At 37.3% G+C, this 20,991-nt stretch carries 21 protein-coding genes and 1 tRNA gene; 19 read left to right on the top strand and 3 right to left on the bottom strand.

The window, feature by feature from the left end:
* Nucleotides 1–40: 40 nt before the first annotated feature.
* The gene (locus tag SK086_RS10450; RefSeq protein ID WP_407652325.1) at nt 41–1,132 is read right to left on the bottom strand and encodes a bifunctional methionine sulfoxide reductase B/A protein; all 1,092 of its coding nucleotides are present in this window, start codon (nt 1,130–1,132) and stop codon (nt 41–43) included.
* Between the two features lie 161 nt (nt 1,133–1,293).
* Here SK086_RS10450 and idi point away from each other — a divergent pair, with 161 nt between their 5' ends.
* The 13 genes from idi (at nt 1,294) to SK086_RS10515 (ending at nt 10,334) form a co-directional block, all read left to right on the top strand.
* Complete coding sequence (gene idi / locus SK086_RS10455; RefSeq protein ID WP_290874717.1) at nt 1,294–1,821, top strand: isopentenyl-diphosphate Delta-isomerase; 528 nt, start codon at nt 1,294–1,296, stop codon at nt 1,819–1,821.
* Between the two features lie 74 nt (nt 1,822–1,895).
* Nucleotides 1,896–2,303, top strand: a complete 408-nt coding sequence (locus tag SK086_RS10460; RefSeq protein ID WP_324691552.1) for a 6-pyruvoyl trahydropterin synthase family protein — start codon at nt 1,896–1,898, stop codon at nt 2,301–2,303.
* Between the two features lie 2 nt (nt 2,304–2,305).
* Nucleotides 2,306–2,755, top strand: coding sequence for a peroxiredoxin (locus SK086_RS10465; RefSeq protein WP_324691553.1), 450 nt, complete (start codon nt 2,306–2,308; stop codon nt 2,753–2,755).
* 20 nt (nt 2,756–2,775) lie between these two features.
* Nucleotides 2,776–3,738, top strand: a complete 963-nt coding sequence (locus tag SK086_RS10470) for a type I phosphomannose isomerase catalytic subunit (protein WP_290874732.1) — start codon at nt 2,776–2,778, stop codon at nt 3,736–3,738.
* A gap of 54 nt (nt 3,739–3,792) precedes the next feature.
* Complete coding sequence (locus tag SK086_RS10475; protein ID WP_290874707.1) at nt 3,793–4,059, top strand: hypothetical protein; 267 nt, start codon at nt 3,793–3,795, stop codon at nt 4,057–4,059.
* 68 nt (nt 4,060–4,127) lie between these two features.
* Nucleotides 4,128–4,201: transfer RNA gene (locus tag SK086_RS10480), tRNA-Thr, on the top strand.
* A gap of 106 nt (nt 4,202–4,307) precedes the next feature.
* On the top strand, nt 4,308–5,228 hold the full coding sequence (locus SK086_RS10485; RefSeq protein WP_324691555.1) for an EamA family transporter: 921 nt from the start codon (nt 4,308–4,310) through the stop codon (nt 5,226–5,228).
* 103 nt (nt 5,229–5,331) lie between these two features.
* Nucleotides 5,332–5,934 (top strand): alpha-ketoglutarate-dependent dioxygenase AlkB family protein, encoded by a 603-nt coding sequence (locus tag SK086_RS10490; protein WP_324691557.1) that lies wholly within the window; start codon nt 5,332–5,334, stop codon nt 5,932–5,934.
* Nucleotides 5,935–5,970: 36 nt separating this feature from the next.
* A complete protein-coding gene (locus SK086_RS10495) occupies nt 5,971–6,801 on the top strand; it encodes a sterol desaturase family protein (RefSeq protein ID WP_324691558.1) in 831 nt (276 codons plus the stop codon).
* A 96-nt stretch (nt 6,802–6,897) separates the two neighbouring features.
* Nucleotides 6,898–7,173: a TIGR03643 family protein gene (locus tag SK086_RS10500; RefSeq protein WP_290874695.1), complete on the top strand. Its 276-nt coding sequence runs from the start codon at nt 6,898–6,900 to the stop codon at nt 7,171–7,173.
* Nucleotides 7,174–7,227: 54 nt separating this feature from the next.
* Complete coding sequence (locus SK086_RS10505; protein ID WP_290874691.1) at nt 7,228–7,509, top strand: TIGR03643 family protein; 282 nt, start codon at nt 7,228–7,230, stop codon at nt 7,507–7,509.
* A 94-nt stretch (nt 7,510–7,603) separates the two neighbouring features.
* Nucleotides 7,604–9,469 (top strand): M61 family metallopeptidase, encoded by a 1,866-nt coding sequence (locus SK086_RS10510; RefSeq protein ID WP_324691559.1) that lies wholly within the window; start codon nt 7,604–7,606, stop codon nt 9,467–9,469.
* Nucleotides 9,470–9,620: 151 nt separating this feature from the next.
* Entirely contained in the window at nt 9,621–10,334 is a 714-nt protein-coding gene (locus tag SK086_RS10515; RefSeq protein ID WP_324691560.1) for a DUF4369 domain-containing protein, read from the top strand.
* Nucleotides 10,335–10,336: 2 nt separating this feature from the next.
* Here the strand turns inward: SK086_RS10515 and SK086_RS10520 are convergent, their stop codons facing one another.
* On the bottom strand, nt 10,337–14,359 hold the full coding sequence (locus SK086_RS10520; protein ID WP_324691561.1) for a DUF7948 domain-containing protein: 4,023 nt from the start codon (nt 14,357–14,359) through the stop codon (nt 10,337–10,339).
* A 132-nt stretch (nt 14,360–14,491) separates the two neighbouring features.
* Between SK086_RS10520 and SK086_RS10525 the strand changes: the two genes are divergently transcribed.
* The 6 genes from SK086_RS10525 to SK086_RS10550 all read left to right on the top strand — a co-directional run bounded on the left by SK086_RS10525 (nt 14,492) and on the right by SK086_RS10550 (nt 19,876).
* Complete coding sequence (locus SK086_RS10525; protein WP_324691564.1) at nt 14,492–16,669, top strand: B12-binding domain-containing radical SAM protein; 2,178 nt, start codon at nt 14,492–14,494, stop codon at nt 16,667–16,669.
* A 172-nt stretch (nt 16,670–16,841) separates the two neighbouring features.
* Entirely contained in the window at nt 16,842–17,237 is a 396-nt protein-coding gene (locus tag SK086_RS10530; protein ID WP_290874678.1) for an OB-fold protein, read from the top strand.
* A 6-nt stretch (nt 17,238–17,243) separates the two neighbouring features.
* Complete coding sequence (locus SK086_RS10535) at nt 17,244–18,113, top strand: DUF5777 family beta-barrel protein (protein ID WP_324691565.1); 870 nt, start codon at nt 17,244–17,246, stop codon at nt 18,111–18,113.
* Nucleotides 18,114–18,115: 2 nt separating this feature from the next.
* A complete protein-coding gene (locus tag SK086_RS10540) occupies nt 18,116–18,457 on the top strand; it encodes a c-type cytochrome (protein ID WP_324691567.1) in 342 nt (113 codons plus the stop codon).
* An 11-nt stretch (nt 18,458–18,468) separates the two neighbouring features.
* Nucleotides 18,469–19,002, top strand: coding sequence for a YceI family protein (locus SK086_RS10545; protein WP_324691568.1), 534 nt, complete (start codon nt 18,469–18,471; stop codon nt 19,000–19,002).
* 10 nt (nt 19,003–19,012) lie between these two features.
* On the top strand, nt 19,013–19,876 hold the full coding sequence (locus SK086_RS10550; RefSeq protein WP_290874666.1) for a T9SS type A sorting domain-containing protein: 864 nt from the start codon (nt 19,013–19,015) through the stop codon (nt 19,874–19,876).
* Between the two features lie 46 nt (nt 19,877–19,922).
* On the opposite strand, the gene SK086_RS10555 is transcribed toward SK086_RS10550, so the two are convergent.
* The gene (locus tag SK086_RS10555) at nt 19,923–20,972 is read right to left on the bottom strand and encodes an FAD:protein FMN transferase (RefSeq protein ID WP_324691571.1); all 1,050 of its coding nucleotides are present in this window, start codon (nt 20,970–20,972) and stop codon (nt 19,923–19,925) included.
* Between the last annotated feature and the right edge of the window lie 19 nt (nt 20,973–20,991).

The raw sequence follows: 20,991 nt of genomic DNA on the forward strand, positions 1-20,991 counted from the left end.
CTATCTATAAAAAAAGCCTCTGGTTAGAGAGGCTTCTTAGCTAGTTATTCTTTTTCAATCGATTCTTAAAGACTTTTTCAAACTTCTCCAACTTCGGTTGAATAACCATTTGGCAATACGGTTGTTCTTGGTTATTTTGGTAATAATTTTGATGGTAGTCTTTGGCTTTGTAAAACGCTTTGAAAGGCTCCAAAGTAGTCACAATTTTATGGTTATAAACGTCTTTGTTTAACTCAGCTATGATACTTTGGGCCGCTTTCTTTTGTTCTTCGTTTTTGAAGAAAATTACAGAGCGGTATTGCGTGCCAACGTCTGCACCTTGGCGATTTAAAGTAGTTGGGTCGTGAACGGTAAAAAACACTTTGAAAATTTCGTCTAAATTGGTTTTCGATTTGTCGTAAGTGATTTCAACTACTTCTGCAGCGCCGGTAGTTCCGGTACAAACTTCTTCATAACTCGGATTTTCTACTTTGCCGCCTGAAAAACCTGATACTACTTTTTCTACGCCGTCGAGTTGTTCGTACACGGCTTCCACACACCAATAACAGCCGCCCCCCAAAACAATGGTGTCAGTGTTGCCTTTATCGGCAATGGCATCGGGAACAAAATCTAACGAAACAGCATTCATACAATATCTTTTGCCTGTTGGCGCCGGACCGTCATCAAACAAATGGCCTAAGTGACTGTCACATCGTCCGCAAAGCGCTTCAACACGTTGCATACCGTAGGAGTTGTCGTCTTTGAACCAAATACTTTTTTTGTTGTCTTGTTCAAAAAAACTCGGCCAACCACAACTGCTAACGAATTTTTGGTCGGATTTGAAAAGTTTCAAACCACAAGCTGCGCAGTAGTAAGTGCCTTTGGTTTCGCTTTTCCACATCGTACCGGTGAACGCTCTTTCGGTATCCGCTTGACGAGCTACCGCATACAGATCGGGTGGCAATACTTTGCGCCATTCTTCATCGGATAAAACCAATTTTGAAGTATCAGTATTCGAATAATAAGGGTTTTCAGGTTTTGAAATTACATTTTCCATAGCAGTATTTTTGGTTTTTGTAGCATTGTTTTGCGCGCAAGCATAAAAAGTAAACAGCGGCAATAAAATCAGGAAATTGACAATGGATTTTGACATAGCAATTGTTTTAAATCGAATACAAATTTACAGCTAAATACGAGTTGAAATGTCTGATAGATTACAAATTACATGGATTTAAGGAAAGTTTAACGGTTGTTCCAGCAGCAGAATTAGGGGCGCTGATTTTTTTTCGTACTTTTGAACGTTTAATAAAAACTATGACAGAAGAGAAAGTAATCTTGGTGAACGAACAAGATGAGCCGATAGGATTAATGAACAAATTAGAAGCGCACGAAAAAGCGGTATTGCATCGTGCCTTTTCCGTTTTTGTATTGAACAGCAAAAACGAAATCATGCTCCAACAGCGCGCACATCATAAATACCATTCGCCTTTGTTGTGGACCAATACTTGTTGTAGTCATCAACGTGATGGGGAAACCAATATTCAGGCCGGAACCCGTCGATTATATGAAGAAATGGGTTTTAAAACCGAGTTGAAAGAATTATTCCATTTTATCTACAAAGCACCTTTTGACAACGGTTTGACCGAGCATGAGCTTGATCATGTGATGATTGGGTATTACAATGAGGAACCGCAAATTAATCCCGAAGAAGTGGAAAGTTGGAAATGGATGTGTATAGAAGCAGTACGACAAGACATGATTCAAAATCCTGATATATACACCGTTTGGTTTAAAATTATCTTTGATGAGTTTTATCATTACCTCGAAGATCACAAGATTTAAGAATGAATAATCTTGAAGGCAGATATCAGAATCAATCAAAAATCAAAAATCGTTAATCAACAATCACAAATCTTATGAAAGTCACCGTTTCCCGCAAAGCTCATTTTAACGCTGCCCACCGATTGTATCGCAAAGATTGGTCGATGGAACAAAACGATGCTGTATTCGGAAAGTGCAATAATCCCAATTTTCACGGACACAATTACGAATTAATAGTTTCGGTTACGGGCGAGATTGATCCGGAAACCGGTTATGTGATTGATGTGAAGATTTTATCAGATTTGATTAAGGAACATATTGAAAATGCCTTTGACCATAAGAATTTGAACCTAGACGTTCCTGAGTTCGCCGAATTAAATCCAACCGCCGAAAACATAGTAGTGGTGATTTGGAACAAACTACGAAAGCATATCGATGCTGACAAAGACTTAGAAGTGGTTTTATACGAAACCCCAAGAAATTTTGTGACTTATAAAGGATAATCATGGCAATTAAAGTCGGCGATAAACTACCTCATTTTACGGCTCTAGACAGCGATGGAAATGCTTTTGATAGTAAGATGTATGACGGAAAATCATTAGTTATTTATTTTTATCCCAAAGACGATACGCGAGTTTGTACTGAACAAGCTTGTTCTTTCCGAGATCAATACGAAGACTTTAAGACTTTAGGAGCCGAAGTTATTGGTGTTAGTAGTGATTCTGTGAAGTCACATCAAAAGTTTGCTTCCCGTTATCGTTTGCCTTTTATATTATTGTCTGACAGCAATAAAAAACTCCGAAAACTATTTGGTGTCTCTAATGATTTATTAGGATTGCTACCCGGCAGAGTGACGTATGTGATCGATAAAAACGGTATTGTTCAGCTGGTGTTCAATAGTATGTCGGGTAAAATTCACATTCAAAAAGCCTTACAAATCCTCAAAACAATGTAAGTTTGTCAAAAATACCAAGTATGCTGTTTTATCCATTGCAATTTGAACCCATTCTAAAAGAGAGAATTTGGGGCGGAACCAAATTAAAAACGTTACTCAACAAACCCATAACCTCTGAAATTACCGGCGAAAGTTGGGAGATTTCTACTGTTGAAAACGATGTTAGTGTTGTAGCTAATGGTGCTTTTGCAGGCAAAACGCTCAATGAGTTAATTGATTTGTATCCTGCAGAAATTCTGGGGAATATAGTCTACGCCCGGTTTGGCAAGCAATTTCCGTTGTTGTTTAAATATTTAGACGCTCGCGAAGACTTATCTATTCAATTGCATCCGAATGATGAATTGGCCAAAAAACGTCACAATTCGTTCGGGAAAACAGAAATGTGGTATGTGATGCAAGCCGATGAGAATGCCCGATTGATAGTAGGGTTCAAAGAAAAATCTTCTCCGGTAGAGTATCTTTCACATCTGAACGATAAAACCTTACTCGATATTTTAGATACCAAAAAAGTGCAATCAGGCGATGTTTTTATGTTAGAAACCGGAACCATTCATGCCATCGGAGCCGGAATTGTCATAGCCGAAATTCAGCAAACCTCTGATATTACGTACCGCGTATACGATTTCGATCGCAAAGATGCCAACGGAAATACTCGTGAATTGCACGTAGACTTGGCTTTAGAAGCTTTGAATTATGACAAAATCGAAGCCCAGCGCTTTTATGATAAAAACGAAAATACATTCAATACAGTAGTAGATTGCCCGTATTTTACCACTGGCTTTATTCCGTTAAACGGATCAGCCGTTTTCTCTAAAACAAATGACTCTTTTAAGGTGTTGATGGCAGTGGAAGGTGATTTTAGTTTGTTGGTTAATGGTGAATCCTATCATTACAAAAAAGGAAGTACAGTATTACTTCCGGCGGTTATCACTGATTACCAGTTGGACGGACTAGCTTCTGTTTTGGAAATTTCCATTTCTTAGTTGCTGTTCTAAAGATTTGACGTATTTTTGTCGAAATTTTAAAATTACAAGAAAATGGCAAGTGTTAAGAATTTAAAGAAAGACATCAACTTTGTTTTAGGAGATATTATCGAAGCGGTATACATTTATGAAATGACAACCACCGGAAAACCTTCTGAACATACCAATGCTATCATAGACGAAGCCATCGCTTCTTTCGACGCTTTGATTACTAAAGTGAACGCTAAAAACGTAGAGAACAAAAAAGCACATTTTAAACAAATCAATGTCGATTTAGAACAAACTGCTAATCAATTGGTTGAAAAAATCAACGCTTTATAGCTATAAAAAAGTGCCAAAATATTTTGGAAATTAAAATTCAAAAAATATATTTGCACTCACATTGAGACGCCGGTGTAGCTCAGCTGGCTAGAGCAGCTGATTTGTAATCAGCAGGTCGTGGGTTCGAGTCCCTCTATCGGCTCAATAAGAAAACCATCACTAACAAGTGATGGTTTTTTGTTTTTATAATATCTCCTTTGAAAACCATTCCTATTTTCTATCTTTGTCGGCTTTTTAAAAAATAGATTATGTTTGGAAACAAAGTATTGAAAGGAGTTTTCTTAGTAGGTCTTGGGGCTACAAGTTATGGTATGTTGGCTACTTTTGTCAAATTGGCCTATGCTGATGTAAGTTCACAAGGATTACATTACACGCCTGCTGAAGTGATAACCGCCCAGTTTGTTATTGGAATACTCGTGATTTTAGGGATTACCCTGTTTCAGAAGAATAGAAAAGGCAATACTGCCGTAAAACCTTCAGTGGTTGATATCAAAAAGTTGTTGATTTTAGGGACATCTACCGGATTAACCAGTATTTTTTATTATTTGGCTGTTAAGTATATTCCGGTTTCAATAGGTATCGTTTTGTTAATGCAAACCGTTTGGATGGGTGTGGTTTTAGAAATGGTATTAGACAAAAAAAGACCTTCCAATATCAAAATTATTTCGGTATTTGTGGTACTGTTCGGTACCGCTTTGGCCACTAAATTATTTTCCGGGAACTTCGAACTTGACTGGCGAGGTATTGTACTCGGACTTTTAGCGGCGGCTTCGTTTACCACTACCATGTATGCGGCTAATAAAGTAGCAACATCAGTGTCGTCGGCAGAGCGTAGTTTGTATATGTTGTTGGGCGGCGCAGTAGTAGTTTTATTTTTTGCTTTACTTACACAACACACACCTTTCAACTTTGATATTTTCTACAAGTGGGGCATTTTGATAGCGCTCTTCGGTACGGTTATTCCACCTATGTTACTCAATGCCGGCTTTCCTTTAACCGGAATTGGTTTGGGTAGTATCGTTTCGGCTTTAGAGTTACCGGTTTCGGTGATGATGGCGTTTGTAATGCTGCATGAAACGGTTGTTTTTTCTCAATGGATTGGCATCGTTTTAATTATTTTAGCTATAGTCCTGATGAATGTCAATTGGCAAAAAAAGTTAAAAAGCTAAAGGTTTTGCATTCCATAAAGGAGTAATGTCTTAGAGGAGTATTGACTACTTATTATAAAGATAGAGGTGTTTTTTAAACTATTTTTCTCTTTATTTTTGTGAGATGAATTCACTTTTTCCAACTGAAAAAATCAGTTTCGAATTGCCCGATGCGGAAATCGAGTATTTTCCCGGTTTCTTTGACGCCGATAAAGCTGCAAAGCTTTTCAAGCAACTGCAAAGCGATATTCCTTGGCAGCAGGACGCCATCACGGTTTTTGGTAAAACCCATCCGCAACCCCGATTGACGGCACTTTTCGGTAATGAAGGCAAACCTTATTCTTATTCCAATATCGTAATGCAACCCCATCCGTGGAATCCGTTGTTGGTTTATATCAAAGACGAGATAGAAGCGATTTGCGGAACGCAGTTTACCACAGTTTTACTCAATTATTACCGAGACGGCAAAGACAGTAACGGTTGGCATGCCGACAACGAAAAGGAATTGGGCAGCAATCCGATCATTGCCTCAGTTAGTTTCGGAGCCGAACGCGCCTTTCATTTGCAACACAATACTATCAAAGAACAAAAACTTAAAATTACCTTAGAGCACGGCAGTTTGTTGTTGATGAAAGGAACAACGCAACATTTCTGGAAACATCAAATTCCGAAAACTGCCAAGGCTATCGGTCCGAGAATCAATCTCACTTTTCGGGTGATCAAATAATTCCGGATTTTGGTATATTTGATAAAAAATACCGATATGAACGAAATAATCGATTATTTTTCCACTATTCCTTCTGCGCATAGGGCTATGATTTTGGCCGGAGGCATTGCCTTGTTTTGGTTGATTGAAAGTGCATTGCCTTTTGTGAAATTCAGCTATAACAAATGGCAACACGCCGGGATTAATATCTTTTTTACCCTAACAACCATTGTCGTCAATTTTTGTCTGGCTTTTATTTTAATCCGAACCGCGCAATGGACCGTAGACCACAATTTCGGGTTGCTCAATTGGTTGCCCGAAATGAATCCATGGTTGTATGCCATAACAGGTTTATTATTGTTGGATTTAATCGGAGCTTACTTAGCGCATTTGGTGGAGCATAAAGTCAAGTTCTTGTGGCGTTTCCATCTCATTCACCACACCGATACTTGGATTGATACTACTACCGGTAACCGTCATCATCCCGGAGAAAGCGTCATTCGATTTGTATTTACGACCTTAGGGGTGTTGTTGGTTGGCAGTCCGATGTGGATGGTGTTCTTGTACCAAACTTTATCGGTAGTAGCGACGCAATTCACTCATGCCAATATTGCCTTGCCGAAGCGAATCGATAAAATAATGAGTTTCGTTTTGGTTTCTCCCGATATGCATAAAGTACACCATCATTACAAATTACCATATACAGACAGTAATTACGGCAATATTTTTTCGGTTTGGGACCGACTATTCGGCACTTTCAGTTACTTAGAGCGCGAGCAATTGGTTTACGGAGTCGACACTCATATGCAACCGAAAGAACACAACGATTTGAAAAATTTATTGGCTATTCCTTTTCAAAAATACCGTTCTCCTGAAGATAATGCTTAAAAAATAAGAGAGCAGAAAGCAACTAATTAATTTTTTTAGTAATATTGAAATACAATTAGTCAGTTGAAATCTATATCTATTAATGCTTTTACAGTAATGAAAAAAAGTAAGCTTGCAGAATTTGACAGCGAAATGATTGAAAGAGTTGTCAGTATGGCTCAAGAGGAACGCAAACCTTTTGAAGTGATTAAAGAGGAATTCGGATTAACCGAAAATGAGGTGACCGAGTTGATGCGGAAACGTTTGTCAAAAGACAATTTCGAACTTTGGAAGAAGAAAGCGGTTGGCAGCAAACCCAAACCTAAGCCAATTATTGATGATTTTGACGACGATTTAGACAGTAAATATTACATCAAAAATAAATTTGATTAAACTTTAACTCTTGTTGAACAAGAGTTTTTTTATTTAATGGCGATTTTTGTTACTATGAAATCCGCTACTTTCACGACAGAGCAAATAGACAGAATTATCGAAATGGCTTGGGAAGACAGAACGCCCTTTGAAGCCATCAAGTTTCAGTTTGGAATATCCGAACAAGAAACCATCGAAATCATGCGTCGTGAAATGAAACCCTCGAGTTTTAAACTATGGCGCGAGCGTGTGCAAGGCAGAAGTACTAAACATGCCAAATTGCGCGTTTCCGGAATTGACCGATTCAAATGTACCCTTCAAAGACAAATTACGCACAATAAAATTTCCAAGCGTTAATAGGCTTTTTAGTTAATCAAACCTAAAATGTTAAAATCAAGTGTAACTATTGTTTACATTTGGTGACTTATTCCAAAAAATAAATTTTCCCATCATGAAGAAATTAGTGTTGACGGCTGTTTTAGCCTTTTCCCTTTTCAGTTTTACGGTAGTTGCTCAAAAAAAGGCAGCGGCTTCTACTTTGCCTGTTAAAGTCGCCATCGATTTAAATCAAGTGAAAGACGACAAAGTAATGGTTACTATTACGCCGCCAACGATTACAACTCCCGAGGTGATTTTTCACATTCCTAAAACGGTTCCCGGAACTTATTCGGCAGACAATTACGGAAAGTTGATAGCCGATTTTAAAGCATTCGATAAAAGCGGAAAAGAATTAACCGTCACTAAAACCGATGACAATTCATGGCAAATTGCTAATGCCAAAACCTTGTCTAAAATTACGTATTGGGTAAATGATACTTATGATACAGAAACGGGAAGAGGTTTCGGTAAAGACGAAATTTTCTCTCCGGCCGGTACTAACATCGACGAAGGCAAAAACTTCATGTTGAACAACCACGGATTTGTGGGCTATTTTCAAGGAAAATTAGATGTGCCTTACAGCATGACGATTACGCATCCGGCTACACTTTTCGGCGCTACTTCTTTGGTGGATTCCAACAAAAGTGATACGGTTGATATTTTCAATGTAAGCCGATATTTCGATTTGACCGACAATCCGATCATGTATGCCAAACCGGATAACGTTACTATTACTGTTGACGGGATGGAGATTTTATTCAGCGTATACTCGCCCAATGGTGTGCATACGGCCAAATCACTTTTACCGGATTTAGAGAAAACCATGCGTGCTCAAAAAGCCTTTATGGGTGCTATCAACGACAATAAAAAGTACACCGTATTGTTGTATTTGTCTGATATGCAAAAAGCCGATGCCAAAGGTTTCGGAGCTTTAGAACACCATACTTCTACCACTGTGGTTTTCCCTGAAATGATGCCGGCCGCTGCTTTAGGTGAACAAATTAAAGATGTAGTGTCACACGAGTTTTTCCACATCGTAACACCACTTTGTATTCACTCTAAAGAGATTCACTATTTCGATTATAACGATCCTAAAATGTCAAAACATTTATGGATGTATGAAGGCGTTACGGAGTATTTTGCCAACTTATTCCAAGTCAACCAAGGTTTGATTGAGGCTGATGAATTTTACCAAAGAATGGTCGGCAAAATCAACAATGCTTCAACCTTAAACGACACCATGCCTTTCACTGAAATGAGTGCCAATGTGTTGGTTGCGCCTTACAAAGACCAATACTTGAACGTTTACGAAAAAGGAGCTTTGATTGGAATGTGTATCGACATCATTATCAGAGAAAAAAGCAACGGAACTCGAGGTATATTAGATTTGATGCAAAAATTATCTAAAGAATACGGTGCCCAAAAACCATTTGACGACGAAGAATTGTTTGCTAAAATCACACAGTTTACTTACCCGGAAGTTGGCCAATTTTTAGCCACTTATGTAGCCGGACCAACGCCTATTCCTTATGACGAGTATTTTGCTAAAGTAGGTGTGGCCAAAACTAAAGTAGCTGTGCCGATGAATCCTTTCTTGAAAGATCAATCTACGCCATACATTACAGTAGATGGAAAAACCAAAGAAATTATGGTGATTTCAAGTCCGGTTTTAAACGATTTTATGACGAACTTAGGTCTGAAAGGCGGAGATGTTATTTTGACCATCAATAATAAAAATTACAACTTAGACAATATCTACGATTTGATTATGGAGAGTCAGAATTGGAAAGCAGACGATGCCATTTCTGTAAAAATCAGAAGAGACGGCAAAGAGCAAACCATCAACGGTAAAGTGAAATTGTCTACGGAAGAAATCGAAGGCTATGGTTTTTCTGATGCTTCCAAAGAAGCATTGAACAAAGCTTGGTTGAAAGGATAACAAACCAATCTTTTAAAATTCAAATCCTCAATTTGTACATCAAATTGAGGATTTTTTTTAGTATTATTGCCAAAATTTAAAGCAATTGCTGTATTGTAATTGTAAGTCAATAACCAAATGTTTTTCAAGCATTTCACATTTAATATCAAACATGCAAAAAATACTTTTAACCTTATTCGCCTTAGTGGTTTTGGTTTCTTGTGCTGAAAAAAAATCAGATAAGAACTTTGTTTTGAACGGACACATCAAAGGCTTAAAAAGCGGTACTATCTATATTCAAAGAATCAAAGACACGGTTTTGGTTCCGATTGATACCATTAAGATTGATGGTGATGCTCATTTTGTGAGCGAATTTAATTTGGATTCGCCTGAAATGCTTTATTTGTTTTTAGACCGTGGTGTGACTAATTCATTAGACAATAACATTCCGTTTTTCGCCGAAAAAGGAGTGATGACTTTGGAAACTTCGTTGGATTTTTTCACTGCCGATGCTAAAATTACCGGTTCTAAAAACCAAGCGTTGTATGATGAGTATCGTAAAGTAATGTCGAGATACGTTGATCAGGATTTGAGTTTGATTGAGAAAAAGTTCAAGGCTTACAAAGCGTCCCAATTGGACGAAGTGGCTAAGCTGGACGAAGAGCAAAAAGGGATCATCAAACGAAAGTATTTATACACTACTAATTTTGCCGTAAACAATGGGGATTATGAAGTCGCACCTTACGTAGCTTTAGCGGAGATTTACGATATCAATTTGAAGTTTTTGGATACGATACAGAAGTCGATGTCTCCCAAAGTATCCAAATCGCTTTACGGTAAAAAATTAAACGATTACATCGCTGAACGCAAAAAGATAGGGAAATAATCTTATCGAATCATGGCAAAATGACCTTTGTGAATTCTGCCGTCATTTCGGATAACATAAAACCAATAATCATCGGAAGGCATTTGTCTTCCGTTGTTTTTTCCATCCCAAGCTTCATTGTTGTTCATTATTTTCAATAATTTACCGTATCGGTCGAAGATGCGTACTTCAAAATTGGGTTCATATTGAGAAAACTTAATGCGCCAGTCATCATTGTTTCCGTCTCCGTTAGGCGTGAAAAATTTCGGATAGTTGAGTAAAACTACTTGTTCGGTATCTTCACCGCAATTGTTTTTATCTCTAACCGTTACCAGGTAATTACCATTAGGCAAACCACTAAAGGTATTGCTTGTTTGGAAGTTAATGCCATCTATAGCATATTCATAATCGCCCAATCTTGATACATTTACAGTTATACTGTTTTCAACATCTGTCCAATCTATAGTATCAATTGAAGTGATTGTTGGGGCATTGGATAAGGTTACAGTAAAACTTTTTGAAGATGAGCATATTACTGATCCGTAATTTTTGGTAACCGTTACCGAATAATTTCCTGCTTGATTAATAGAAATAGAAGATGAGGTGGCGCCGGTAGACCAAGAGTAGCTGTTAAATCCTGTACCGGCATTGACCGTAATGTTGCTTCCTTCACAAAGGAAAACTTCATCGGTTATAGCAATAACAGGAACCGGTACTAGGTTTAATTGCAACGTAACAATTTGATGACAGCCGTTACTAGAATCAATGCGAACAAAGATTGTATTTAAACCCAAATTAATAGTATGATTTACATTGAATTGTTCTCCTGCGATTTGATTTTCAGCTCCGTTGAATGATTTGTAGTAGGTAAATGTATTTCCTGAACTATTAAGTAAATTGGAATCAAATTGAGATAAATCTACTAATTCAGTTCCGTCATTTCCTTCATCACAAATGGATGTGCTATAATTGTTAGCATTTAATGAAAAGATCAAATTAACGGTAATAGGAAGTCTGTTTACACTTTCACAACCATTATTGGTTTGGGTAGCATAATAAGTGTCACCGTCAACCAGCAATGTATTGGTAGCTAAGATTGATGTACTTGTGCTACTACTGTAAAAGTTAATGTTTGTTCCGTTTATTGTGAGATCATTCAGGGTTGGATTTTGTAGCGCACAAAATGATTGAGGGTTATTTCCGGTTGGGGCAACAGTGTTTTGTAAGTTGATTGTAACCGGAACTCTGGAACTTTCGCAACTGTTGGAAGTTTGTGAAGCGTAATAGGTAACACCGTCTTGTAGCAATGAGGTTGGGCTTAACAAATTCCCACCGTTTTGCGCATCATACCATTGAATGTTTTGTCCGGTAATTGTAATGTCGTTTAAAGTTGCATTTTGTTGGATACAGAAGGTTTGGGGGGAGATAACAGTAGGTAGTGCAACAGGACTAATAATAACTGTTTGGTTTTGAGTTTCAATATTTCCGTTTGCATCAGTATATGTCCAAACAAAATTGTAAGTTCCCGGTAAAGGATAATTTGTTGGATTTGTGGTTGTTCCGTTTATCACTCCGGAGCAATTATCGGTAGCTGTTGGCACAGGAATAATACTTGTGCAATCACCACTAATCGTGGGTAAACTACTTATATTAGGAATAGGCTTAGTTAAATCACCTACTACAACATCAATGGTTACGCTATTGTCACAACCATTTGTACCGGTAATTGTGCAAGTATATTGGCCTGAGTTTAGATTATTTGCATTTGTTATAATTGGGTTTTGTTGGTTTGATATAAATCCATTTGGTCCGATCCAATTATAGTTTGTTCCCCCAAACGCATTTAAAGTTAGATTTTCTCCTATACAAATTGGAGAATTAGAATTTGCATTAGAGACAGACAGACAGTCCAAAAATTTTACTAGATAGGTATCAGGATTTGAACCTAATGTTGTTTGATGAGCATTGTTAGTAGCTATACCAGTTGTACTTCCATTTGTATTTCCATAGAGGTAAATGTTATTACTGTTATCTATTTTCACATAGCCTAATTGTTCAGCCATATTTCCTCCATAATAAGTACCCCAAATCTTTTGACCTGTACTATTTAATTTAATTAAGTAGCACTTGTAATAGAAGTTTTTAGTTGGCATATAAGCGTCTGGGGTTGCTATGCCACTAGGGATGTTGGTGTCTCCTGAAAAATAGATTTCATGGTTGTTATTTGTATCGATAGCTCTAATTAATTCGAAAAAATAGGTTCCCCATTCTTTTTGTTGGGTTTGAATATTGAATTTTACTACGAATGTATTCTCTATACCGGTAACTTGAGAGCTACTAGGTACAGGTTGATAAGTATCTACATATGTCCCGGTTGTAGCTATAGTATTTTGATTCCAAGTTCTGCCAGTTAGATAAAGATAATTCCCGCGAATATTAGAAATCATTACATAGCTGCTATCACAAATATAAGTTCCCCAAATTCTCTGTCCATTGGTATCAAATTTTACTATCATCCCACCAGAGTCAGCATTACTTACTGTTTGATAAGCTCCCGATGTTGCGATGTTTGTTGTACTGTTCTGAGTGCCAACCGCATACAAAAAGCCGTCATCTGCAACAAAAATGTTAAAAAAACTGTCACTTCCTAATCCACCGTAGTAAGTTGACCAAATCCTATTTCCATTAGTGTCAAATTTAGAAACAAAAGCATCTTGAAAATTAGGATTAGAATTATTGTTGGATTGATGGCATCCGTTTGTTGCGAAAGTATTACCTGTACTATTAGTTTCTCCTGTTATATATATATTGTTAGATGAGTCAAAACAAATACTATTGAGACTCTCGTTATTATTACCACCATAATAAGTTCCCCATAATTTAAAACCAGAATTATCTAGTTTGATTAAGAAAGTATCATAATAATTGTTTTTTACACTTTGATAACATCCAATACTTGGGATATTTGGATTTGAGTTCAAAACTTCTCCATAAAGAAATATATTTCCCAATTTATCTAATTTGAAATTAGCTGCTCTGAAAGGATAGTAGGAACCCCAAATTCTGTTTCCATTTGGATCAAGTTTAACAATAAAACTTTCAGCATTGTTGTAATTAGATTGATAACTTCCAGCAGTAGCTATATTTGTTGAACTTCCGGTTCCTCCTCCTATGTATACATTATTATTTATATCTATATCTATGGAACCAGCAGTATCATAACCACTGCCTCCATAGTAAGTTCCCCAAAGCCGAACGGGGACAGGATCTATAATTATTGCATTTTCATTGATTGAGTTTAAATCATTGCTACTAAAGGTGAAGACATTTTTCTTGATTTTTTTATATTTTACATCGATTAGTTTTTTCTTTTGATCAATTTCTGTCCAACTCAAAGGTAAGCTTTCATCCATGTCGCCAAATCGAACAGATATTCTTATTTTATTGTCAATTAATTCAGTTCTAGCTCCATTGAATTCCAATTGAATGTCAGAAATTTTACCTCCGGGGTTAATAATAAAATTATACTCAACTGGTTTAGATTTATCATTGGGTATAAAGAAAATAACATCGATATTCGGATAAATATTTTTATACATTATTTTTTTGTAATGATAAACATTTAAAATTCCTGATGGGACAGTATTTACATTGTAATAATTGTAATAATCTACTGATTTATCCATAGGAATAAGAGTAGAATTGATATTGTATCCAAGAAAATTGATATCTATACGATGGTATTTTGTAGTGTAAGTATAGTTTTCTTGAACTTTTAATTTTTGAGATAAACAATTTTTTATTTCCTCAGTATTGTCGTTTCTAAATTCTTTTTTTGTTTCATATACATCATAAGAAAAACCATTTTGTCTTAATTGAACATTTAATCCATTGGTGTTTAAAAGATATTTTACAGTATTATTGGTTTTACCGTTTTGATCAATGATTTGTCCTTTGTTTTCAATAAATCCTAAAGAAGAATTTAAATTTTGAGAAAAACTTACTATTGAAAATAGCAGTAGGAAAGAAAGTAATATTTTTTTCATAAAAATGTAATGAATTTCAAAAATAGTAATATTGAAAAAAAATAAGAAATAAATTACCAAAAAATAAGTGTTTCACTATTTGATTTTTTATACAATAAAATATAAAGTAATTTTACGCCGCTATATCAATTCATGAAAGACCTCTTACTCATAACGCCACCGTTTACCCAACTCAATACGCCTTATCCGGCCACGGCTTATTTAAAAGGTTTTTTGAATACCAAAGGCATTTCAGCTTTTCAATCCGATTTAGGAATTGAGGTTATTGTTGCGATTTTTTCAAAAAAAGGGTTGACGGAACTTTTTCAAATTTGTAGCCCACCACAAACCTTCAATTCTGAAAGAATTTTTGCTTTACAAGCCGATTACATCCAAACTATAGAGGCAGTAATGGCTTTTCTGCAAGGCAAAAACCAAACGCTGGCCCGTCAAATTTGCAGTGGTAACTTTCTTCCGCAAGCTTCTAGATTCGAGCAGTTGGACGATATGGAATGGGCTTTCGGTTCGATGGGCATGCAAGACAAAGCCAAACATTTGGCCACTTTATACCTCGAAGATTTATCCGATTTTATCGTGGAATGTGTCGATGAAAATTTTGGATTCAGTCGCTACGCCGAACGTTTGGGCAGAAGCGCCAATTCTTTTGATGAGTTGTACGATTATCTTCAAAGTGAGCCGACTTACATCGACCAAATCACCATTCAAATTTTAGCCGAAAAACTCCACACGGTACAACCGAAATTGGTTTGTTTTTCCGTTCCGTTTCCCGGGAATTTGTATAGTGCTTTTCGTTGTGCCCAATATATAAAAAAGCATCATCCTAAAGTTAAAGTGGCCATGGGTGGCGGTTTTCCCAATACCGAATTGCGAGAGTTAAAAGATCATCGCGTTTTTGAATTCTTCGATTTTATCACTTTAGACGATGGCGAATTGCCTATAGAATTGCTGTATGCCAAGATTATAAATCCCGGTGCAGCCGAGTTTAAAAGAACTTTTCTTCTCGAGAATAATTCGGTGGTTTACTGTAACAATTCCTCAAAACCCGATTATAAACAAAGTCAAGTCGGCACCCCGGATTATTCCGATTTGTTGTTAGACCAATACATTTCGGTCATAGAAATTGCCAATCCGATGCACAGTTTATGGAGCGATGGTCGATGGAATAAGCTCACCATGGCACATGGTTGTTATTGGGGAAAATGTACTTTTTGTGATATTTCTTTGGATTATATTAAGGTTTACGAACCTATTGCGGCCAAACTTTTAGTTGACCGTATGGAAGAACTTGTAGCCCAAACCTCAGAAACGGGCTTTCATTTTGTAGACGAAGCGGCACCGCCGGCATTGATGCGGGAGTTGGCTTTAGAAATTCTTCGCCGAAAACTATCGGTGACTTGGTGGACCAATATTCGTTTTGAGAAAAGCTTTACACGAGATTTGTGTGAGTTGCTCAAGGCTTCCGGCTGTATCGCGGTTTCGGGTGGTTTAGAAGTGGCTTCCGACAGGCTATTGGAGTTAATCAAAAAAGGAGTTACCGTGGCACAAGTAGCCCAAGTTACCCGCAACTTTACGGAGAGTGGCATTATGGTCCATGCTTATTTGATGTATGGTTATCCAACCCAAACTGTTCAAGAAACGATTGATAGTTTGGAAATGGTTCGCCAGTTATTTGAAGCCGGGGTTTTACAATCCGGGTTTTGGCATCAGTTTGCTATGACAGCTCATAGTCCGGTTGGGATGGATCCTGATGCTTTTGGTGTAATTCCGCAAGTCAACGACATTACTTTTGCCCACAACGATATTCAGTTTAAAGATACAACCGGAATCAACCACGACAAGTTTAGCTTCGGACTCAAAAAATCTTTATTCAATTACATGCATGGCATTGGTTTGGATTATGATTTGCAAGAGTGGTTCGATTTTAAAATTCCAAGGACCAAAGTAGCCCCCAATTTTATTGAGGATTGTTTGAACAATGATGCCGAATTCAAAATCAAACCTTCTTCCAGAATTATATGGTTGGGCAACAATCCTGTGGTGTCAACCACTACTAAATCTAAAAAAGGAGTTACATGGGAGTTAATGCAATTGGTATTTCACGACAAAAATGATCAGTGCGAAATAGTCTTAGACCTGCAAAAAGGGGAATGGCTATTGGCACAATTTTGTTTATGGTCAGTTCACAGTGCTGCAAATACAACAATCGCTCAAGTGAAAGCCGACTTCGAAACTCAATTCGAAGATTTTGAACTTTTTTGGTTCTCTAAGTCTATGCTTAAATTGAAAGATTTTGGCTTAATAATGCTTTAAAATTATCCCTTTATCGTATTTTTTTACCTTTCTTTTCTTAATTCTGCTTTTTACGGGTAGGGTTGAAACTGAATACTCTGTTTAGCTATCAAATGCAGTCTGCAATTGTTAGCAAGAGTAAATCTTCTTCTTTGTCAGATTAAAAAGTTCAACAACTCTTAAATTAATTCTGATGAAAAGAAAGACGATGATTTTTTTGTTTTCCGTAGCCGTGTTACTGATAGCTTTTTTTGCGGTGCGGTATTATATTTTCTATGGCGGTAAAAGAGATATCCAGTCGGAAACTGCCGCTTTCACTGTAACTGCCAAAGACATCGCTGCTGAATTTGCAGCCGATGTAAACAATTCCAATAAAAAATATTTAGAAAAACCGGTGGTTATCACTGGTACAATTACTGCCGTAGAAGGCACTTCTGTTATTCTGGATCAATTAGTGAACTGCAATTTTTCTGATGTCAAACCATCATTTAAGGTTGGAGAAAGAGCAACTGTAAAAGGTCGCGTCGTGGGTTTTGATGATCTTTTGGGAGAAGTAAAAATGGATCAATGTAATCTAATAACCAATTAAATAAGAATGAAAGTGTTTAAAATTGCCCGCCTATTCTTGTTGCTTTTTGCCATTCATTCGGCGAATGCTCAAGATGATTTGATGAAGGAACTCGATTCGGTTCCTACGGAAAAAGTTCCCGCCTCTGCTGCTTTTAAAGGATTACAGATTTGCAACATGCAGTCGACTAAAATGACCGCCAAAAACGAATGGTATTTTTTGGTTTCGCACCGTTTCGGAGATTTGAAAGAAGGCATTAATAATTTCTTCGGTTTGGACAATGCCTTAACTCGAATTGGTGGTATTTACGGTGTGACCAATTGGATGTCATTGGGCGTGTCCAGACATACTTACAATAAGACTTTCGAACTTTCCGGTAAGTTAAGATTGGCCAACCAAATGGAAGGCGGTTTTCCTTTTACCATTGTTGGTTACACTACTATGGATATCAATTCTTCTAAGTTTGATGAAAACCTTTATCCTGATTTTAAAACGACTAACCGATTTGCTTACACTGCGCAGTTGTTGATTTCCTCAAAATTTTCAGAAGCATTTTCAATACAAATCACACCGATATTTGTGCACAAAAATTTATACGACATTCAGCCGGGTACCGAAGCCAAAGATCAGTTTTTAGTAGCGCTTGGCGGCCGATGTAAATTGTCTAAACGAATCAGTTTAAATCTGGAATATGCGGCCAGAACAAATCCTGTAGAGCAGAAGTATTATCACAATCCGCTCACTTTAGGGTTTGATATTGAAACTGGTGGTCACGTCTTTCAGTTGGTTTTCTCGAATTCACAACCGATGAATGATGTGGCTTATTTTACCAACACCACCGGAAAATGGAAAGGCGGCAGTGTTTATTTTGGATTTAACATGTATAGAGTATTTTAGGTATGAAAACGATAAGAGTATTTTTTTTGACAGCCGTAGTTGTAGTGTTAGGAGCTTGTGAATCCAACACCTACGAAGAAGTTTCAGGGTACACTGATACGCCCACTTATGAAGCGAATATTAAACGCATAATGACCGCGCACTGTACGTCTTGTCACAGTGTAAACGGTACCGAATCGGGTTCTCCTTTGGAAACCTATGATGATGTAGTAGCTTATGCCGAGTCAATTGCTTGTAAAATGGACGGACAAGAATGTGGTATCATGCCGCCTAGTGGCCGAATCCCGCAAGGACAAATAGATATGTTTAACCTTTGGATCGCCCAAGGGTATGTTCAACAATAATAGAATAGAAAATGAAAAGAGTTATTTTAATGTTATTGCTGTTGCTGACTTGTGCTGTTTTTTCTCAAAAAATGGTCACTCGTTCTGGCGAAATTAAGTTTGATGCTACTGTACCGGGAGCCTTGGAGGAAGTAATTGGAACCAATAAAACAGTTTCCGGAGTGTTTGATAAGGCTACAGGAGATATAGTGGTTCAAGCCATGGTTAAATCGTTTAAGTTTAAAGCGCCTTTGATGGAGGAACATTTTAACGAAAATTATATGGAGAGTGATAAGCTTCCCAAAGCTACTTTTAAAGGTAAAATTATCGGTTACAATGGAAAACCGGGTACTTTCGATGTGGAAGGCGATTTAACCATACACGGTGTATCCAATCCGATAAAAACCAAGATAACTTTAATAGGAGATGGAGATAAGCTTGTTTTATCGGGAACTTTTGTGGTAAAGTTGGCCGATTATAAAATTGATGTACCGGCGTTAGCCAAGAAGACTTTGGCCACAACAGCTAAGATTGTAATGAAATTACCTTTTGAAACTAAATCGTAAAAAAATAAAAATGAAAACAACACTCCGACACTTATTAATGGTAACTGTATTATGTTGTTTGGCGGAAATTGCTATTGCACAAACAGCCGGAACATTAACTTTTACCTACACCCAAAATACGCCAACCAGTCCTTCAGTAACCGGTGGCGGTAATGTATATGCAGTTTGGATTGAAACCGCTGCCGGCGCTTTTGTAAAAACCAAATGCCGTTATGTCTCTACTTCAACCGATGACCATTTGCCTTCATGGGCTGCTAAGTGCGGTTGTAGTAGTGTAACTGCTGTGGCAGCTCCTTCAACCACAGGATGTAACACCACTGATGCTTTAACGGGTACTACCAGAAAAGCCAATACAGTTCCTACGGCCTTTGGGGCAAAAACAGTAACTTGGGATGGCAAAAATGTGGTGGGTACAACCAACGGAACCACCGTTGCAGATGGCGTTTATAAAATTTGGGTGGAAAGCTCTTGGAACGACGGACCGAATAATATTCACAATGAATTGATAGGTTTTACCTTTACCAAAGGTCCTACAGAACAAACGCTAACACCAACAGGCGATGCCAATATTACCGGAGTTACCTTGCATTGGTTACCTTCAGCATTGTCGGTAGAAGATACTGCTGTTAGTCCGGTAGTAACCATTTATCCGGTTCCTTCTTCAGGTATTTTTAATATCGATTTGAAAAACCAAGTAGATACTATCCGAGTATTTGATTTGCTGGGAAAAACCCTGTATGAGCAACAGTTAAATCCGAATGATTTTAACGAATCTGTACAATTGGATTTGTCTCACCTTGCTGAGGGAAATTATGTAATCAGCCTTCAGAATGCTTATGGCGTTTCCAATTATGAAGTGATTCTCAATAGGTAAAACAATTTTACAATGAATAGAAGAAGCGCCTTTCGAGGTGCTTTTTTTATGGATTTACTTCTTCCAGTATTGCCGTTATTTTATCGGTTTTATACACTTGAAGTTGCCCTTTTGCATCAGAATAAACCAGATAAGCTTGCAGTTCCGGATGATTTTTTAAAAACACTTTGGCTTTTTCCAATCCCATCACCAAAACACCAGTAGCATAAGCATCAGACGAAATGCAATTGGACGCTATAATTGAAGCGCACAACAAATTGTTTTTGGTAGGATAACCCGTTTTAGGGTCTAAATGATGGGCATATTTCACTCCGTTTTCAATAAAGTATTGTCGGTTGTTCCCTGAAGTTGCAATAGCTGAATTGTAAAGCTTTATTATGGCTCTATTCGGGTTAGCATCTTCTTTATTGTCATAAGGTTCTTCGATACCGGCCTTCCAGTAATCTCCGTTGGGTTTTTTACCATTGGCAAATATTTCACCGCCAATTTCAACGATAAATGATAATATGCCTTTAGATTTTAAAAAATCGGAAATCACATCAACAGAATAACCCTGTGCAAAAGCATTAAAATCCAAGGCCACACGAGGATCTTTTTTTACAACGCGGTTCCCTTTTAATTCAATCAAGTTAAAACCTGTAAAGCGAAGAATACTGTCGATTTTTTCCGGCGCTATTTTTTGTTTTTTTCCGGGTCCAAAACCCCAAGCATTTACCAAAGGCAATACCGTAGGATCGAAAGCACCATTGGTGTTTTTCCAGACTTCCTTTGCCTTTTTAAAACAAGTTGTAAAGTATTGGTCTACTACAACGTTAGGTTGGTTGGTGTTGATTTTTGTGATGATGGAATTAGGGTTGTAAGTAGAAACAGAGAGATCAAAGTCTTTTAGAATGGTTTCTATTTCAGGTTGAAAATTGCGTTGTTCAGTATCAAAATAGCTAATGTGGTAAGTGGTGCCTTGGGTATAACCTTCTATTTTGATGAGATCAGATTGCGAAAAGCAAACGGTGTGCAGTAAAATCAATATCCCTGATAATTGGTTTTTTATTTTGTAAAGCTTTTTGTAAGGTTGCATTGTTCTTTTTACGTTAGGCATGATATTTTGGCTTTAGTTT

It is taken from the genome of Flavobacterium cheonhonense, from assembly GCF_035671315.1.
In the GTDB taxonomy this organism is placed as follows: Bacteria; Bacteroidota; Bacteroidia; order Flavobacteriales; family Flavobacteriaceae; genus Flavobacterium; species Flavobacterium cheonhonense.

Bases quoted from the DNA above. Each gene is read 5' to 3' on its own strand.
- SK086_RS10465 (WP_324691553.1), top strand. From the start codon at position 2,306: ATGGCAATTAAAGTCGGCGATAAACTACCTCATTTTACGGCTCTAGAC.
- SK086_RS10510 (WP_324691559.1), top strand. From the start codon at position 7,604: ATGAAGAAATTAGTGTTGACGGCTGTTTTAGCCTTTTCCCTTTTCAGT.
- SK086_RS10470 (WP_290874732.1), top strand. From the start codon at position 2,776: ATGCTGTTTTATCCATTGCAATTTGAACCCATTCTAAAAGAGAGAATT.
- SK086_RS10490 (WP_324691557.1), top strand. From the start codon at position 5,332: ATGAATTCACTTTTTCCAACTGAAAAAATCAGTTTCGAATTGCCCGAT.
- SK086_RS10550 (WP_290874666.1), top strand. From the start codon at position 19,013: ATGAAAACAACACTCCGACACTTATTAATGGTAACTGTATTATGTTGT.
- SK086_RS10530 (WP_290874678.1), top strand. From the start codon at position 16,842: ATGAAAAGAAAGACGATGATTTTTTTGTTTTCCGTAGCCGTGTTACTG.
- SK086_RS10540 (WP_324691567.1), top strand. From the start codon at position 18,116: ATGAAAACGATAAGAGTATTTTTTTTGACAGCCGTAGTTGTAGTGTTA.
- SK086_RS10545 (WP_324691568.1), top strand. From the start codon at position 18,469: ATGAAAAGAGTTATTTTAATGTTATTGCTGTTGCTGACTTGTGCTGTT.
- SK086_RS10460 (WP_324691552.1), top strand. From the start codon at position 1,896: ATGAAAGTCACCGTTTCCCGCAAAGCTCATTTTAACGCTGCCCACCGA.
- idi (WP_290874717.1), top strand. From the start codon at position 1,294: ATGACAGAAGAGAAAGTAATCTTGGTGAACGAACAAGATGAGCCGATA.
- SK086_RS10475 (WP_290874707.1), top strand. From the start codon at position 3,793: ATGGCAAGTGTTAAGAATTTAAAGAAAGACATCAACTTTGTTTTAGGA.
- SK086_RS10520 (WP_324691561.1), bottom strand. From the start codon at position 14,359: ATGAAAAAAATATTACTTTCTTTCCTACTGCTATTTTCAATAGTAAGT.
- SK086_RS10450 (WP_407652325.1), bottom strand. From the start codon at position 1,132: ATGTCAAAATCCATTGTCAATTTCCTGATTTTATTGCCGCTGTTTACT.
- SK086_RS10485 (WP_324691555.1), top strand. From the start codon at position 4,308: ATGTTTGGAAACAAAGTATTGAAAGGAGTTTTCTTAGTAGGTCTTGGG.
- SK086_RS10555 (WP_324691571.1), bottom strand. From the start codon at position 20,972: ATGCCTAACGTAAAAAGAACAATGCAACCTTACAAAAAGCTTTACAAA.
- SK086_RS10505 (WP_290874691.1), top strand. From the start codon at position 7,228: ATGAAATCCGCTACTTTCACGACAGAGCAAATAGACAGAATTATCGAA.
- SK086_RS10535 (WP_324691565.1), top strand. From the start codon at position 17,244: ATGAAAGTGTTTAAAATTGCCCGCCTATTCTTGTTGCTTTTTGCCATT.
- SK086_RS10495 (WP_324691558.1), top strand. From the start codon at position 5,971: ATGAACGAAATAATCGATTATTTTTCCACTATTCCTTCTGCGCATAGG.
- SK086_RS10515 (WP_324691560.1), top strand. From the start codon at position 9,621: ATGCAAAAAATACTTTTAACCTTATTCGCCTTAGTGGTTTTGGTTTCT.
- SK086_RS10525 (WP_324691564.1), top strand. From the start codon at position 14,492: ATGAAAGACCTCTTACTCATAACGCCACCGTTTACCCAACTCAATACG.
- SK086_RS10500 (WP_290874695.1), top strand. From the start codon at position 6,898: ATGAAAAAAAGTAAGCTTGCAGAATTTGACAGCGAAATGATTGAAAGA.